At 48.7% G+C, this 15,938-nt stretch carries 13 protein-coding genes; all 13 read right to left on the bottom strand.

Annotation, left to right across the window (positions count from 1 at the left end; translation table 11 throughout):
- Positions 1-59: 59 nt before the first annotated feature.
- Positions 60-1,259 carry a restriction endonuclease subunit S gene (locus tag BUB29_RS04770; protein WP_051915110.1) on the bottom strand — a complete coding sequence of 400 codons (1,200 nt, stop codon included), beginning with the start codon at positions 1,257-1,259 and terminating at the stop codon, positions 60-62.
- Positions 1,252-2,220, bottom strand: coding sequence for an HsdM family class I SAM-dependent methyltransferase (locus BUB29_RS04765; protein WP_234945693.1), 969 nt, complete (start codon positions 2,218-2,220; stop codon positions 1,252-1,254). The genes BUB29_RS04770 and BUB29_RS04765 overlap by 8 nt, the downstream gene beginning before the upstream one ends.
- 242 nt (positions 2,221-2,462) lie before the next feature.
- Positions 2,463-2,894: a hypothetical protein gene (locus BUB29_RS04760; RefSeq protein ID WP_033523806.1), complete on the bottom strand. Its 432-nt coding sequence runs from the start codon at positions 2,892-2,894 to the stop codon at positions 2,463-2,465.
- Positions 2,895-2,956: 62 nt separating this feature from the next.
- On the bottom strand, positions 2,957-3,700 hold the full coding sequence (locus tag BUB29_RS04755; protein WP_033523807.1) for a hypothetical protein: 744 nt from the start codon (positions 3,698-3,700) through the stop codon (positions 2,957-2,959).
- A 3-nt stretch (positions 3,701-3,703) separates the two neighbouring features.
- A complete protein-coding gene (locus BUB29_RS04750) occupies positions 3,704-3,889 on the bottom strand; it encodes a hypothetical protein (protein ID WP_033523808.1) in 186 nt (61 codons plus the stop codon).
- Positions 3,886-4,203 carry a hypothetical protein gene (locus tag BUB29_RS04745; protein ID WP_033523809.1) on the bottom strand — a complete coding sequence of 106 codons (318 nt, stop codon included), beginning with the start codon at positions 4,201-4,203 and terminating at the stop codon, positions 3,886-3,888. Before BUB29_RS04745 ends, BUB29_RS04750 begins: the two co-directional genes overlap by 4 nt.
- A 2-nt stretch (positions 4,204-4,205) precedes the next feature.
- The gene (locus BUB29_RS04740) at positions 4,206-5,618 is read right to left on the bottom strand and encodes an AAA family ATPase (RefSeq protein ID WP_051915112.1); all 1,413 of its coding nucleotides are present in this window, start codon (positions 5,616-5,618) and stop codon (positions 4,206-4,208) included.
- An 11-nt stretch (positions 5,619-5,629) separates the two neighbouring features.
- Positions 5,630-6,664: a hypothetical protein gene (locus BUB29_RS04735; protein ID WP_033523810.1), complete on the bottom strand. Its 1,035-nt coding sequence runs from the start codon at positions 6,662-6,664 to the stop codon at positions 5,630-5,632.
- Complete coding sequence (locus BUB29_RS04730; protein ID WP_033523811.1) at positions 6,657-7,310, bottom strand: hypothetical protein; 654 nt, start codon at positions 7,308-7,310, stop codon at positions 6,657-6,659. The genes BUB29_RS04735 and BUB29_RS04730 overlap by 8 nt, the downstream gene beginning before the upstream one ends.
- Before the next feature lie 35 nt (positions 7,311-7,345).
- Entirely contained in the window at positions 7,346-9,145 is a 1,800-nt protein-coding gene (locus tag BUB29_RS04725) for a GmrSD restriction endonuclease domain-containing protein (protein ID WP_033523813.1), read from the bottom strand.
- 15 nt (positions 9,146-9,160) lie between these two features.
- Positions 9,161-11,227 (bottom strand): protease Lon-related BREX system protein BrxL, encoded by a 2,067-nt coding sequence (gene brxL, locus BUB29_RS04720; RefSeq protein WP_033523814.1) that lies wholly within the window; start codon positions 11,225-11,227, stop codon positions 9,161-9,163.
- Between the two features lie 11 nt (positions 11,228-11,238).
- The gene (gene pglZ, locus BUB29_RS04715; protein ID WP_033523815.1) at positions 11,239-13,845 is read right to left on the bottom strand and encodes a BREX-1 system phosphatase PglZ type A; all 2,607 of its coding nucleotides are present in this window, start codon (positions 13,843-13,845) and stop codon (positions 11,239-11,241) included.
- Positions 13,846-13,860: 15 nt separating this feature from the next.
- Entirely contained in the window at positions 13,861-15,915 is a 2,055-nt protein-coding gene (gene pglX, locus BUB29_RS04710) for a BREX-1 system adenine-specific DNA-methyltransferase PglX (RefSeq protein ID WP_051915114.1), read from the bottom strand.
- Positions 15,916-15,938 lie beyond the last annotated feature (23 nt).

Raw genomic sequence — 15,938 nt, 5'->3', positions numbered from 1 at the left:
CCTACAAAAAAGGTGCCGTAAGCCATCGAGAACCTTGCAATATCAGGGTTTAACGAACTCTAATCTCCGAAATACTCCTGAGCGAGGCTATCGTAAAGCATTTGCAGTTTTTCGATCTGTTGCTGGGCGACAAATCGCGATTTATCGACCTGCGCAACGAAATTCAAATACTCCTTTTGCCGCGAGATAGGCGGTACGGGCAATTTCAATTTCTTAATCATTCCAAGGTTTAGAACATTCATTGTTTGTCCATGTGCTCTGCCAAGCAGCGAACTGCGAACGGACTCCAGAGAAAACGCAATAGCGAAATACTCTGGAAAAATCTTTCTTTTATCAAAAATAATTTTGACAAGTCGCGGATTGATGATTCCAGGCTGACAGTCCTCTGAAAGAATCAGAACTTTTCCCACCGTGCCCACTAGGCTAATTAAGACATCGCCCGGCATTACTTTACAACTATTAAGCTGCTCATATTTCGCCTTATCAATGTAATAGTTCCCCAAAAATTGATCGCCAGAGATGACTTGCTCTTGTCCATAGACCTTATACCCAGATTCAGCATAGACTTCTTTTTTCAAAGCCGAACCAAATGGGCCTGCTTTCATTGAGTTTTTAATTGGCGCGGCAAGTTCTTCTACCGAAGAAACAGACATTCTTAATGGGTTGCGTATTGGATCTCCGAACATTTCGACAAACCGGGATTTGACGAGAGCATCAAGGTCCATAAGATGCGATTCTGCTATCGTCACTTGATTCGAAATCATTTCGAGGTTCCGAACAATACTCCTTTGAATTTCTATCGAGGGTAACGTGACCTGCATATTACGCAAAATGGTCAGATTGATGTTGTTCTGTGCAGCGCCCCTGCCCGATGATTTCGATATCGATTCTCGGGATTTTAAATAATGGTATAAAAAATCGCGATCAAGTGAATCATCTTTAATTTTGAGACCAGCAATTGCTTGATTCGTTGTCGCAGGAATCTTCAAGATGCTCACAGCACCAATCGAAGCGAATATTGAATATAGCAGGGTTCCAGGCTCAAGCATTTTCACAGAAGAGTTGTTAAATCCAGCGTCTGTTATGCGCTCTTCAGTTGATGAAACATACTTTTCGGACATGTCTCCAATCTTCACCCAAGGTATGGTTCCATCTTTCCAGTATTCAGCAACGGAACGTTTGGGAGTTCCACCGGAGCATATCTCGCACAGCTCTCCGAGCTTCACTTTCTTTCCGACAAATTGGGGTTTGTCAGTCATTCTGGGCACCTCCGAGCATTTTGTGCAGTTCCGCGAGGCTTTCCGTCATCTTCCTGTTCAAATCATCAAGATCGGCGAGGATTTCCTCAGTCGGTGGATATTCAATACGTTCGTACTTTGTTTCCGCGTACTTGTTGAAGCTGAAATCGTAATCGTTTTCCACAATTTCGCTCTTCGGCACCAGAAAGCTCTTATCAGTACGGGCGCGCTGTTCTTCCGTGTCGAGGTTTCCCCATCGCTCGAGAATGTCGGGAATGTCGTTGTGCTTCTCGTCCGAATCGCGCTTGTCGTCGAGCGTGTATCCGTCGCCCTCCATGTTGTAGAGCCAAACCTTGTCCGTGCCGCCTGCGTCCGTCTTCGTGAACACGAGAATAGCGGTGCTTACGCCTGAATACGGCTTGAACACTCCTGACGGCATGTAGATAATCGCTTCGAGCCTCTGGTTGTCCACCAGTTCGGCGCGCAACTGCCGGTAGGCCTTCGAGTTGGAGTGAAACAGCACGCCGTTCGGCACGATGCACACGCAACGGCCACCAAGCTTGAGCATGCGCAGGAACAATGCGACGAACAACAGCTCCGTCTGCTTAGTTTCCACAACCGCCTTCAGCGAATCATCGATGTCCTCAACATCCACGCTGCCGGTAAACGGCGGATTGGCAAGAATCAAATCAAACTTGTCTCTGATGGTGTTCAAGCGGGAAAGGCTATCCTGATTACGAATGTCAGGGTGGTCAATGGCATGCAGCAACAGATTCATGGCCGAAATGCGAACCATGGTCTGATCCGTATCAAAGCCGGTGAACTGTTCGCCGGAGAACATGCTCCATTCGTCCTCGGTCATCTTCTTCTCATAGTTCGCGCGAATGGACTCCGCTGCGGAAATAAGAAAGCCGGCAGTTCCACAGGCCGGATCTATAAAGACGCTGTCTTTGATACAAATGATAAAGTCAGCATCCGGCACATACGTGCCCAAAACATAAAGAAATCAAGGGCTTTCGCGGTCCCACCGGTCATTCCGGCAGAGCTGTGAAGGCCCTTGATGCTTTATGCAATTGTCATTGTGCATGTGCGGTACCGGAGAAACTTACCCTCCTGCACACCGCCGACCGGCAAATAATTAAAATGTGGTCGAATAATTAAAAGGTGCTGGAATAATTAAACTGTGCGGGGAATCGTTAAAAGGTGTCATGTGGAGCCTGCTTCTCACCCCTCTTCATCGTAGTCGTCCGATGTAAGAAGTACCGCTGGAGTGTATTCACATCCCGGCACCATCTGTTTGATAATGGCAAAGCACTCTTTGAAATCATCTCCCGGAAGGATGAAATCCCTTGTGGCCTTGGTTTTATCCGCGTATGTGACTGTGAATGAGGTAACACCGAGATCTGTTACAAACGGTTCCTCTTCCCAGTTAAGGATAACCTCAACCGCAGCCGCCGCCTCTCTAAACAGCTTTTGAAAGATCGGGCTGGAGGTTTTATATGTCCATTTCCTCGGCATATTGATTTCACTTTCCACCACTGGCGTATATTCATATCTGATGGAATCACAGTCGATAGTCACTTTGTCGCTAAAGGCCTCGTCCACCGGACCGTACCCGGAACCGCCTTTAATCACGATCCTGAAAATGTCTGCCATGCTGCACCTCAATTCTTCTGTACGCCCATTTTCTCGAATAAAACATAATAGTATTTATCGTGTTATGCCTGTGAGATGGGCTCTGATGTAAAGCAGTCTTTCCATGCAGTTTCCAGAAAATCCTTCAGTAGGACGCGATATAACTTTTCCTTCTCTGGATGCAACACAAAAATGTAGCTTCGCTGCGTTCCACGATGATATGTGATACCCAGCATTACCGCATCAGGACAAGACTCCTGCATAATGCGCTTTGCCTTTTCCCACTGGGTCTCTGTCCGTCGTCCCTTGTGGCAATAGTAAAATACGTCCTGTCCCCGGTTATAGTAGCTATATACCTCCGATGCATAGACGAACTTCTGCGCATCTTTCCGTGCCGTGGGACTGCCTTCTCTCAATCCATTGTCCGGGTCCATGAATACGAGTTCTGGTCCGTAGCATCCCGCAAGTGCCTGCTGATGCCATCGTTCCCGTGCCAGTCGCTTGTCAGTCACCGACAATGTCGAGTCAGAAAGCTGTGGCTGAACGATACTATCAAAGTAAATCGTGCCGGGGATCATTTCTCGCTCTGCAAAGCGACCGACATTTTTCTCTTTATGAATACTCATTTCCCGAAGTACATCAAACAGTTCCGGATCATATTTACGATCCCTGTCATTAGTAAGATAGCCTCGTATGTGCCCATCATTCGATTGATCGTCAGGCGTCAGATACCAATTGACCGCAATTGTCACACCACGCTTTGCAATAAAGCGCAGTAGTCCGTATTTTCCATAATCGCCAACATCCCCAAAGTATTGATTTTTCATGCCTCAGCTATCCTTTATTCCCATCTTTTCGATCAGGTCATGGAGACTTTTATCGTGCTGGGCCTGCGATATGGCACCGCGTTCCAAAAACATATCGAGCGTTTTCTTCTGCCGGAGGAAAAGTTGTCGGTTCTTCTCCTCGTAGCTTAGGAAGGACCATTCGGTGTTCTCCGTATTGTTCTGTTTCATGACATAGGCTCCAAATAGTTCACAGTCTTCCCAGTTGCGGTCGCATACTCGATCTCGGACCGGGTGCTGGACCCGATATAGCCACCAACGTTGATCACGAAAATCTCATCCGCCATATCAATTTTCCGTTTGTGCATGTCATCCAGCATTTCCTTGGTGCCCTCGGTCCAGACCTCATCATCGCCAGAGTGGCCGAAGAGTCCCACGCTGATCACGATGTTGCCCTCCAGCGTCAGTCGTTTCTGTTCCTCCATGAATGCGTCCTTGAACCGGGTACTGCCACAAAGTGTAATGACCTTATACTTGCCGACCATAATCACTCCTCGCTATTCTGCGGATGGATTACCCATACAGGAAGATCATCCTTGGCGATCTCGTTTAACTCGTCGTCTGTGATGTCTACTTTTTCAGCCAGTCTATTCGCCTGATTTGAAAGTGCCAATTCAAATAGATTTCTCATTTCACGTCCATTTGCAAAGTTCTCTGATTTATGTTGGACGAGCCAGTGCAAGTACTCCTTGACACAATACTCTGCTTCAATGCTGAGTTTCATATTGAAGGGCTTACAGAAGGCATTAAAGATACACAACAGTTCTTCTTCCGAATAGTCCTCAAACATAATGTTCTTATTGAAACGGGATTTGAGGCCTGGATTTGATCCCAAAAACTGCTCCATCGGTTCCGGGTATCCGGCCACGATGACAACAAAGTTCTCCCTATTATCCTCCATTGCTTTCAGTATGGTATCGATAGCTTCTTGTCCAAAGTCCGATCCGCCTTTTGCCAAAGTGTAGGCTTCATCAATAAACAAGATGCCGCCCATCGCCTCATCGATTTTTTCTTTTGTTTTAAGTGCTGTTTGACCCACGTATCCGGCTACCAGGCCTGCCCGGTCAACCTCCACCAGCTGTCCTTTTTCGAGAACACCGAGCTGTTTATAAATCTTAGAGAGCAGCCTTGCAACCGTAGTTTTTCCTGTTCCGGGATTTCCCAGAAAAACCAGATGCTTTGAAATGCTGGCTGTTTCCAATCCACGAGAGTCACGAATCTTCTTTATCTTTATCATGTTGATAAGGGTCGTGACTTCCTGCTTTACTCCTGCAAGTCCGATCAGGGCATTCAGCTTTTCCAACAGTTCCTCTAAAGTTTCTTCCGGTACATCTTCCTGTACGGATTCCGCTGGCTCTTCACTTTTCTTGCCTTCCTCCAGCTCCATCCCTTGGGAGGGCTTGTTCTGTGATGCCACACCAGCTGAAGCCTTGGCTCTATCGTTGGACCGGTCCTCATCTTGGCAAGGAAGAGCATCTTGTAATGACCGGATATAGTCTATATATTTCTTGGAATCAACTTCTTTTTTGTCAAATCTGCTGAGCAGATAGGACTTGCCCAGTTCAGAAATGAAGGACACAAACAGACCGGCTGTTTGCACAGTATTCGTATTTCGAACAGAGCGATCAAACTCATTTAACGCAATAAATGCTCTGGGCAAGCCGCCTTCCTTGATGCAATTCAATTCAGATGAGGGGAAGGCTCCACCCTGGTACACCTCGTTGAAATAGCTATATCTTTCTTCTGTTCCAGATTTTGAGATCAGGCATATAAAGGCATAGATATCCTCCGCAAGAAGTCTTTTCAGGGATAATCCATTCTTCTGTTTTTGCCGGAGAGAATCTACTCGCTCGCACGCTTTTGTGAGCTTCTCAAAAGCATTCTTGACGGAAACATCCATAACCGTTCACCTCATGCCATAGCTGCCTGTTGCATTGCATTCTGATAAGCTGCCCTGATGGTTTCATCATCCAAATCGCCACCAGCTTCTCTGAATGCTGATTCAATGGAATCAGCCACTTCCTGTGCACTCATTTCTTTAAACTGCCTGAAAAGCTCAATGTCTCCTATAGCAATAATCAAGGCCTGATTATCTTCTATTTCGCCTCTCAGCTCAGCCACCTGATCCAGTAAACTGATGTAGTAGATATCGACACCCAGTGTTGATAGCTTTGTTTCGAACGTCCCATAATCCTGCAGCTTTTCAATAAACCACTCGGATGATAAAGTGTCGTATACACTCATCCATTTATCATGGGCCAGATGCCATGCGTCTTTTTCGCCCAGTGCCTGACGATTGTTGAAGTAATACAGCTCGTCAAAACTACGCAGGGATACAGTAAACATAGCAAGCATAGAGAAGATCGAAAAGATCAATGCACTACGGTCCCCTGAGATATCCTTTTGAAAAGAACTGATCAGAAGCATCAGGACATTGTACTCGCGATCAACAAGTTCACGCATTTTCCCTTCGGAATAAGGCTGCTGTTTACGCTGGCTGTCCAGCATATCCGTATGCTCTGCAAGGACCTTATTGAACTCATAATCATTCTGTATGTCTTGAGTCTGCTTTATTGTCTTCTGAAGCTGGTAGAGCTGCTGATTGATTTCTGAACTCATCGCATCCAGTTTCGCGTACATAATCGCAAAACCAGCGCAGGTAGCACACAGATTCAGGCCATTTAAAAGTATGCCAATCTGCTGCAACTTCGCCACGTTTCCCAGAAGATTCAGATTTCGTTCGTTCAGCAGCGTATTTTTATTGAGTGCATGAATAACTTTTTGAGCAAGCTCTTTTTCCTGCGTTTCCGGAAGATTGTTGATCATGACCTTCTGAAAGGCTTTGAACCGCTTGTTCTGATTCCTGACCGCAATTTCCATAACGCCTTTTTCATTCAGAAATGCTTTCAGTTGCTCCAAAGTCTCAATAACTACCGTATTACTCATGATCAGTTTCTCCTTCTACTTTTCCGTTGATGATCGAGCAGAGGATCAGAATAGATAATATCAATGTGCACACGTCACCGCTGTATAGCTCCTTCGTGTCAAACCGTTTCTTTTTTGAAGGAGGAAACACGACCGAGACTTCCTCTCTTTTCATGGCATCAATGATACTTGCTGGAATAAGGCAATCTGCAGCGTAGTCAAAATTTGTAATTGGTTTTCCTTCGCTGTTATTCGCCGCAGTGTAAAGGCACATCATGATCCGAGAATAATCAACCAGCTGGGTCATAGAAGGCTTTTTTAATCCTTTGGTAGCAATAGCCTTTTCGTAATACTTCCTTGACCGAGGAACAACGATCGGTGTCGTATCGCCCTTCTTTGCCTGTGGAGTTTTGGCAATGCGTGGCCCCACAATGGAATCAATATCATTCATGTAGGTTTCGATATGCTTATCGAACGTCTTACCTGTTTTGATTTCAAGCGTGCCAAAGTAATCACAAACCTTCTCGGCGAGAATATCTATAGTGACATCCTCATGGTTTATGATGGAGAAAGATATGTATACTCCGAGCAACAACTGTTTGAGTTCTTCATATACTGGTTGGCTCAAATTGCAGATTGTCGCTTCTACAAATTCTTTATATGTCATTGCCTGCCTCCATAAGTTAATCTCTCGATCAAGACCTAATCCAAGCTCCTGTAGTAATCCCTGATGTACTGTGCCATCATCGTCCGGCGAGTATCCAAGAACAGCGCGTAGTCGAAGATATCCATCTCCATGAACTCCACCGGAATGCAGTTCTCGGCCAGATTCGCTTCGAGGTCTTCCATCGTGGTGATGCTGCCATAGAAGTTGCCCTCTCCGGCGACCTGCTTTCTCATGTTCGCCATATACTCGCAGGGAGCATCGTCCTTGATCTTGATGTTGATCTCGGACTGCGTGTACACATAGTTCGCGATCTGGTTGTAATCCTTCCGGTTGTTGACGCCGTTCTTCTGCAGGTACTTCTTCGGAAAGATGTGATGGATATCTCCACGCTGTTCAATCAGGGACTGAACGTCAATCTGACTGGACAGGAACCCGCGTGCACCTCTCTTGACCTGAGCCATGAGGAAGGTCAGGAAGTACGGGCTGCTGGAGACAGAGGTATCAAGCCGCTGTACCAGAACGGTATCCCAGAAGGCATCTGACAGCTCACCGGCTTCAGTATTCTTCAGGAACTGCACAGGGTTTTGTTCCGTGAAACGCTTGATATCATAGTCGATGGCGGATTCTGCGGAACCGGAATAGCGGCCCGTCAGGATGGAAAGCACGATCCATTTCCGGACCAGTGTTTCAATCACAGCGGATTCAACCTTCATGTCCTTCAGTGACAGATACAGAATGTAGCCGAAGTTCAGCACGTTCTGGGAGCGCACCAATGAAGAATCGATGATGCCGGTCGAGCGGACGATCATCAGATACCGTTTGAAGTTGGTCTCGCTGACAAAGGCCTCAACGCCCTCCCGCAGCTGTTGGAAGGAGTCCTGCGCGATGCTTTCCAGATTCTCTCTGGTTTCAAAATTACGTCCGGAGAGCAGGCTGACCAGATCGGCAATCTTGCCTCTCTTGAATTTATGGGTGAAGGAAACGCGGAGCACGTCGGCATAGTTTGGAACGTAGATGTCTTCCTGCTCCTGCACGATCCATTTGATCTTATTCAGGGCATCTGACTTGGCAAAGTCAGCGTCATTGCTGATAATCTGCTCGTAGTCTGAAGGCCTCTGCATGAAGTGGCAGAAGTAGTCGATCATCTTTCGGATCTCGTTGCCACCGTATTTATCGTCGGAGGAGATTTTGGACATGGCGAAATCCGCCTGTGACAGCACAACGCCCTGAGAGTTGATGCGGATGAAAATATCCGTAACCTCATCAATGGTCAGTGCCTGCGACAGCTCAGTTACGCCGAGGTTGATGCCTTTGATGGACATCAGCTTCATAAGCGTCTTGTTGATCTCAGGCTGTTGCCCGTCAAGACCGTTGATCTGGCAGTAGTTGTTCACGAACTCCCACGCATTAAAGCTGACGTCAAAGACCTGCGCAATATCCGGAATCCACTTCACGTCCTTCTCAATGGCCGGATTGCAGACCTCAAAGACCTCATCGATGGGATTGAAGGCTATGGTGATCCGCTTCTTTTTATAAGTTGAATCCACCACCTGCTGGCCAACGACCGCAGCCTGAATCGCTGTAATGCGCTGCTGACCATCAATCAGAATCTTCTTGCCAGATGAAATCTTCCCGTCCTTCAGTCGGACGTCCGGATTCTTCCAGACAATGATGTATCCGACCGGGAATCCCTTGTAGAGGGAGTCCATCAGGTCACGGACCTTCGATCCGTCCCATACGAAAGGCCTCTGAATCTCCGGGATGGCTATCTCGCCAGCCTTTATGGAGCTGATAATATTCTCAACGGATGTGCTGTTTACATCAAACTGCGCCATGCCTGCTGTCCCCCTTTACTCGACTCCCAGCGCTTTAAATACTGCATCTTCCGCGCTGTTGTAGAAGATGAGGTTGAAGCAGCCGATTAGCTCTGCAGGTACTGTGCCGAGGTCTGCCGCCGACGTGATCGGCAGGAGTACCTTCTTGGCTCCGCTGTCCAAGCACACCTGCAGCGCATTGGCCAGCTCCTCGACCTTGATCATCGTGCCGCTTATGCTGATTTCACCCAGCACGGCGAGGCTGCTCAGTGTTGGCTTGTTCAGAGCGATAGAGCACAGTGCAATCAGTGTTGGAAGCGCCAGTTTTCCGGTCATCCCGATGCCCTGCAAGTCCTGATAGTTGATGATGTAGTCCTTCGTGGTCGTGCTGATGGACCCGCTGATCCGGTTTCCGTTGGCCTTAAGGAAGTTAAAGGCGGTATTGGAGGATTCACGGGCATCCCGGTCCGTCCCGATGCCGGTCCGCTCTAATTTTCCGTTACCGGGCAGCATCTGGCTCTCCAGCCGGAAGACACCGATCATGCCGGATTTGCCGTGGCCAATGGTATATACCTGACCAGGATTGCAGAGCCCCTCCGGAATCAGCTTGCCACCGCCTTGCTCGGGAACGGAAACAAAATGCTCCTCAAAGCTCTCGTTATCTATGTAGGAGAAGTTGACGTCGTAGAATTCCATGCCGCCCAATTTCTTGAGCTGCTCTTTGACACGACGGCGCATCTCCAGTGCCAGTTTCAGGATTTCTTCCAGCTGATCCTTGGTGTACTCACCGTCCGGATACAGCAGTTTGATGAGGCCGCCAACCATCTTCCTGACAGCGATGGTATCGCGCTGATTCAGGTTCTTACCAAGATGATAGAAGTGGTCCAGCGCATCGCCATACTGCTCCTTCCGCAGCTCCCGGATAAACTCGGCGAGGTAGTCTGTGATGAAGCCGTAGTCATCGGTGAAATGCTCCGGACGGAACTTCGGAATCTCCCAGCCGGGGATATAGCAATGCATGCGGTCGAGGAACGCCGTATCGGTTCCCATCTCCGGAGGGAACGGATCAAAGAGGCTGCTGGTCTTCAGGAGAACGTCCACGCTCTGATTGATGTTGCCAACAAACACCATCGAAGCGCTGGCGGCCTTTTCTTCCTTGCCACGGGCAAAGGAACCGGATGCCATGTAGTCCTTCATAATCTGGATGCCGTCTTTGTCTTTGAAATTGATCCCGGCCACCTCGTCGAAGGCGACGCAGTCCCACAAGCCGACGAGGCCGACCTGTTTCCGAGCCATGTTGTAGAACAGATTCGCTACAGTCGTCTGGCCACCGGAAACGAGGATGCTGTTGGGAGAGATTTCTTTGAACAGGTGGCTTTTGCCGGTGCTTCTCGGCCCAAGCTCACACAGATTGAAGTTATTCTCTACCAGCGGCACCATACGGAGAAGCAACAGCCATTTTTCACGCTCTGTCAGGGTGTCTGGCTCCATGCCGATGGAGCGGAGCAGGACATCCATCCACTCTTCCTTGGTGAATGACTTCCGGCCTTCCTTCAGTTCGTTGATATCTACGTGGGGCATCTGGATTGGCGTGAGTTTACGGATTTGGATCGGATTCCCGTTCTTCTTATCTTCTTCGATGTACTCGTAATCCAGCTGAACGATGCACCAAATACCGCCGCAGAGCAGCCGGTCAAATTTCTCCGGATATTCGTCGGAGATCGGAACGGCCTTCAGACCCAAGTTGGAGAACTCTGCCTCGTACACATCCCGCTTGATGTTCAGGCTCACCGTGATCTTGTCGATGACGGTATAGCTGCCACGGGAGCGGAGCATGGAGAGGATCTTCTGGGCCTCATCCGGGCGGACGAAATTATCGGCGAGAATCCTTTTGACGTTCTCGACGCCTTTTTCGATGACTTCTTCGTCATCGGAGCTGCAATACTGCCCCAGTAGGAACTCAAGTACATAGACGGGTACATTGGCCCCTTCCTTGATCTTCTTTGTGAGGTCTTTCCGGACAATCTTTCCGTCGAAGCACTGACGGAGCTTGCCCTTGATGATTTCACGGGTATCCATCGTACCCTCTATGAACTGATCCATGATGTTCCTCCTTAACCGAAGAAGTCGAATTCATCCACCGCAAATGCGATATCGATCTGGAATTCTTCGCGCTGCACTTGCAGGCCGTTCTCATCAGCGATGACAAGATAGTAGGTCTCGGTATTACTGTATTTCAGCGATTTCAGATTGAAGCTGCAGCGGAAGGTACGATCCTGCCCGTTGTCGCTGGTCTTGTCAGCGATGATCTTCTGGACATCGCTGATCGCCTTTCCAGCGCTGTCCGTGAAGTACAGCTGGTAGGTCGCCGCTTCTCGGTTCCCACCAACAGGCTCCTTCTGATAGAAGTTCAGGGAGAAGATCATATTGCTGATCTTCCGGTTGGCAGAGAGCAGGCTGATCTCCACAGGCTTCGTGTCGTACTTGCTCCTGTTCCTCTTGTATTCTTTACTCTGGTTCCGCAGGAAGTGGTACTCGATCAACGGCACAACCATCTCCTGCAGGCTGATGCCACCGTGAACGAAGTTCAGGCCGCCGCCCTTCATCTTGATCCGGATCGTCTCGCGTGGAGCCCACCCATCATAGTGCGGATTGTCTCCAGCAATGAACTTCACCGGGAGCAGGAAGTTAGAGTGATAGCTGTTGTGCATGATCGCATAACGCCTGCCAACCTCTATCCGCTGATCGTCCTGCGATTCGAGGTTTACCTTGTCATCCTCCTTCAGCGGGCTGTAGGTGTACAGGAACCCGTGATCGGAGGTGATGATGATATTCGCGCCGCCCCACTCATTGGCGATGATACGGACCATGTTCTTGATCTCCTCAATCGCCGTGTCGCAGGCGGTAAAGATGGAGCTCTCCAGATGACCGGCCTCATCAATGGTGTCGTGGTAGATGTAGACCACGTTCATGCCCTTTATGAGCGCCTGCCGGTCAGCTCGCTTCATGCCGATGATGTCTTTATACTTAAGCGCAACACTGGCTGAGTCTGCTGCCTTCAGGAGCTTGTCCCGATTATTCGCTTCGGTGGACTGGCCGTCTGCCAGCACCACCAGCCGCTCAGAGCTGTCAGCGCCCTTGATCTCCGTATGGATGTGCTTGTGCGGAAGCAGCGCCGCCATGCCAAACTTCGTGATCGTCGGGAAGACTGCCTGCATGGACTTCAGGTCCACCTTGGCCTGCGTCTCCCGCTGCAGCTGCTCTGCAAGGGAGGCTGCCACTTCATAGCGCAGGGCATCGGAAACAATCACATACACCTTGCTATCGGAAGCTGCCACCTTCTGGCGATAGAAATCCGCCTGCTGCGGCACTTCCAGAACCCGGCCATACTCGCGCAGATTGTCCGCGCAGGCATCTGACCAGTTGGTTCCCAGCTGACCGAGGAACCACGTGGTATAGAGCCCTTCAACCTTCTCCATCACATGGGTGAAGAGGTCGGACAGCTCCTCGTGGTAGTTTTTCAGGCTCTCGGAATAGGTCTTATGAAACTCCCGGTAGTAGGTGTCCATGATGTAGTATTCCGTTGTGTATTCCTTCCACACCTTCACAGGCTCCACGGTATGGAACCCAGAAGAATGCTCTTTGAAGAAGGCCTGCATCTTCGCTACCTGCAGGATGCCTTCATAGTAGTTCTTTACGTCTTCATACCAGACGCAGGTCCGGCGCTTCTCCACGGTCTGGGTGATCGTGTCCACGTCGATAATATGATCGCTGATCTCAGTCATCAGCTTCACGAGGATGACCTCATTGACGCACGGGAAGGTCTCCGTATCCACGAGATCGGCCACCTGCAGTTTCATGAACCGCTGCGGGAGTTTCAGCTCGTTCTCCACATGCTCCGCGATGGCACAGATATCACCGGCGTCCTCACTGTGCATCCAGTCGGACACGAAGTCATAGCAATACGCCTGATGCGCGGAGGAGATGAACATCTGGAGTCCAGCAAGGAACTCCTGACGCATCGTTCGAGTGGAGGCCGTCATCAGCAGGTGCGTGGCAAGTTGAGCAAGGTCGGAATCCATGTCCTGGTATCCGGTGCCCTGCGCCACCATGCGCCAGAAAGCCTCGTCGATACCGTAGCTTACAAATTCCTGATATACCGCATTGCTGTCCTTTGAGAGACCGGCTTTCAGTACCGCCTTGATGATCGTGTTCGGCTTGGCGTCTTTCAACCCTGCCAGCGCCGCCATGATGGCCATCTGCAGCTGAGCAGGCGTGGCCGGAGTGACCGGCTGAGCGGACACCTTGCTTCGACGAGCCTGCGCGTTGAAGAACTTCCGGTACTGCTTGAAGCCACGACGGAGCGCAGGCGTCTGCGGGATGCCCATCTCGTCCATCCACATGGAAACCAGATCGGCGCGGAACTCCTCGCCGTACAGCTCCACGTCCAACAGCCAGTTATCCTCGTCGGACTCATAGGCGAAAGGCCGATACACCAGATAATTGCTGGTAGGATCGTCCACTGCCAGCAGCCTCTTCACATAGAAGTTGTTGGAGCCAGTGAGCGCGATGATCTTGGCCCCGCTCAACGTGATTTCATCCAGCTTGTCCAAAAACTCCGCATCCTCGTCTATCCAGACAACAACCCGGCGTTTATAGAACTCTGGCAACGGTGCCGCGAATCTTCGATTCAAGTCCTGTATGATTTTTTCCGAATCCATAATCGGCACCTACCTTTACTTGATCTTTGCCAGCACATCCTTAAAGATTTCGTAGTTGTGTTTCACACCATCATCCAAGTCGATCTTGATCATCTGGTCGGCAAGGTGATGAATTTTTCCTTCGTAAACCCGGATCTCCTCGGCCTGCGCCTGCAACGTGGCCAGCTGCTTGGACAGCTTCACGCGCTCGGAAGTGGACGCGCCATTGATGCGCTGCTCCAGATCGGCGATGGCCGTGCGATAGCGGGACTGCTGCTCATGGACATAGTCAGTGCGAATGCGAGCAATGGTGTCGGGCTGATACCGGTGCATGTAGATAAGGCACTTAAAGCCGTTCTTCTTACCACTGTCGAAAAGCCAGTAGATCGGTCGCTTCTGGTATACCTTCAAGTGATCCGCATAGAAGTCGTTGATAAAGTAGCCGCGAATGACCTCGCGGGAAGAACCGTTCCCGCCAAGAGCATCGGCAATAAAACGAAGATTCTCTTCAAGAGTCTCCTTGCCATAGACTGTCTCTACAAATTTGACAAAGCGACCTACTATATCGTCTTCAAAATATTCATCATCACAAATAGGGATGATGGCATCTCTATCCGGATGGAAGGTCGTATACTTGGTTTCATCCCATTTACCACCAGCGTAAATCAATCCCATTGAATCCAGCGAGTATCTACCAAACATACAACCAACAGAGTATGAAATGAAAGAGCGAATATCCCGCTGTAAATCCGATAGCGATACGGATACACTTTCCTTATCAACTTCTGGTTTTATTTCTCCGGCTAAATGATACTGCTCGATAAAGAGCCTGTTGATTTCGGTTTCATTAAACCAAAGCTGCTGAAAACGATTATCGCATTCTTTCTCCCACTCTTGAAAAGCCTCTTTAATATGATGGCAGTTATACTTGATAAGCGGATGAATCTGGAAATCCCATGATGTTTCAAATGCATTCCAGTCATCCTTCGAGAGAGCAATGTTTTCTTCGACAATTCTGGAAAGTGTCTCTTGCATCTGAATACTGTCATACCCAAGAAGAGGTAATTCTTCGACAACACCGCAAGTCATGTTAAGCGTTCCTCCTCTTATCTGCAGAAGAACCTTATATATGCTCGTATTCAATGCAGCCAAAAGAGGAAATGGGTTATCCCCAAATAATGTAGGAGCAGCATCATTGAATCCAAAGCCTTCACCTCTATATCTAAAAGAAGTAGCACCTGATCCTATTTTTCCCCATGAAATCCCGGGCAAGAACAGATACTGGGTGTTCTGTGGTCTTGAGCGTAGTTTCCCTTTATCATCGCGATAGTCTTTAATCCGACGTCCATCATCTTCCCAATCCATTACATATGTTGAGCCAAGATACCATTTTCTGTAGCCACCCGCTTTATCAGTTAGAATCCACCGCTTGTCCCGACCGACTTTATCCGTTGACACTTCCCATGTCTGCTTTAGAAACACATCGTCCTTTCGAGTACCAACGCCTTCCTTGGCTGAAAAGGCACTGCCAATCAACGGATGAGAATATAAGTTAGCAAAGGAATCGCTAACCCAATATGCTGTAATTGGTGTGCTTGGTATTCTTTCAAAGCCTCGTTGATTCGCTTCATAATAATACCCACAATCCTTATCGTTTTGTGCCGCAAGTACTTTCTGATCTTGCACCTCCATTCCTCCCGGAAAATCAGAAAGATTGAAATACAAGCCCTTACAGGAACCGACCTCAGAATTTTGAAGCACGAATGTGCATATCGGAACCGTCGCTTCTTCAAACGCGGAGTATTCCAACTGGATAAGTGTTGTAATCGTTTTGTTCTGAACTACAAACTCTCTTAGAGACTTGTATGATTTAATTGACATCCAAACAAATGGTGTCATAAATCCACAATACCCTTCTTTCTTGCAAAAGCCGAAATTTCGGAACATGAACACGCTGAACAGGTCATCTCCGTATGCCTTATAATTCAGATTTATATAATCCTTGAGTTTTGCATCATACTTATTAAGATAGGGCGGGTTTGTTGCGACAACCGGATACTTCTTCCTCAGGATTTCCACAGGGCAAATCATAGTATGGAAATCTCCAAGCAAAT

The organism is Bifidobacterium merycicum DSM 6492 (genome assembly GCF_900129045.1).
GTDB classification, from domain to species: Bacteria; Actinomycetota; Actinomycetes; order Actinomycetales; family Bifidobacteriaceae; genus Bifidobacterium; species Bifidobacterium merycicum.
Note: the sequence above shows the minus strand (reverse complement) of the source record. Positions and strands in the feature narration are given on the sequence as shown.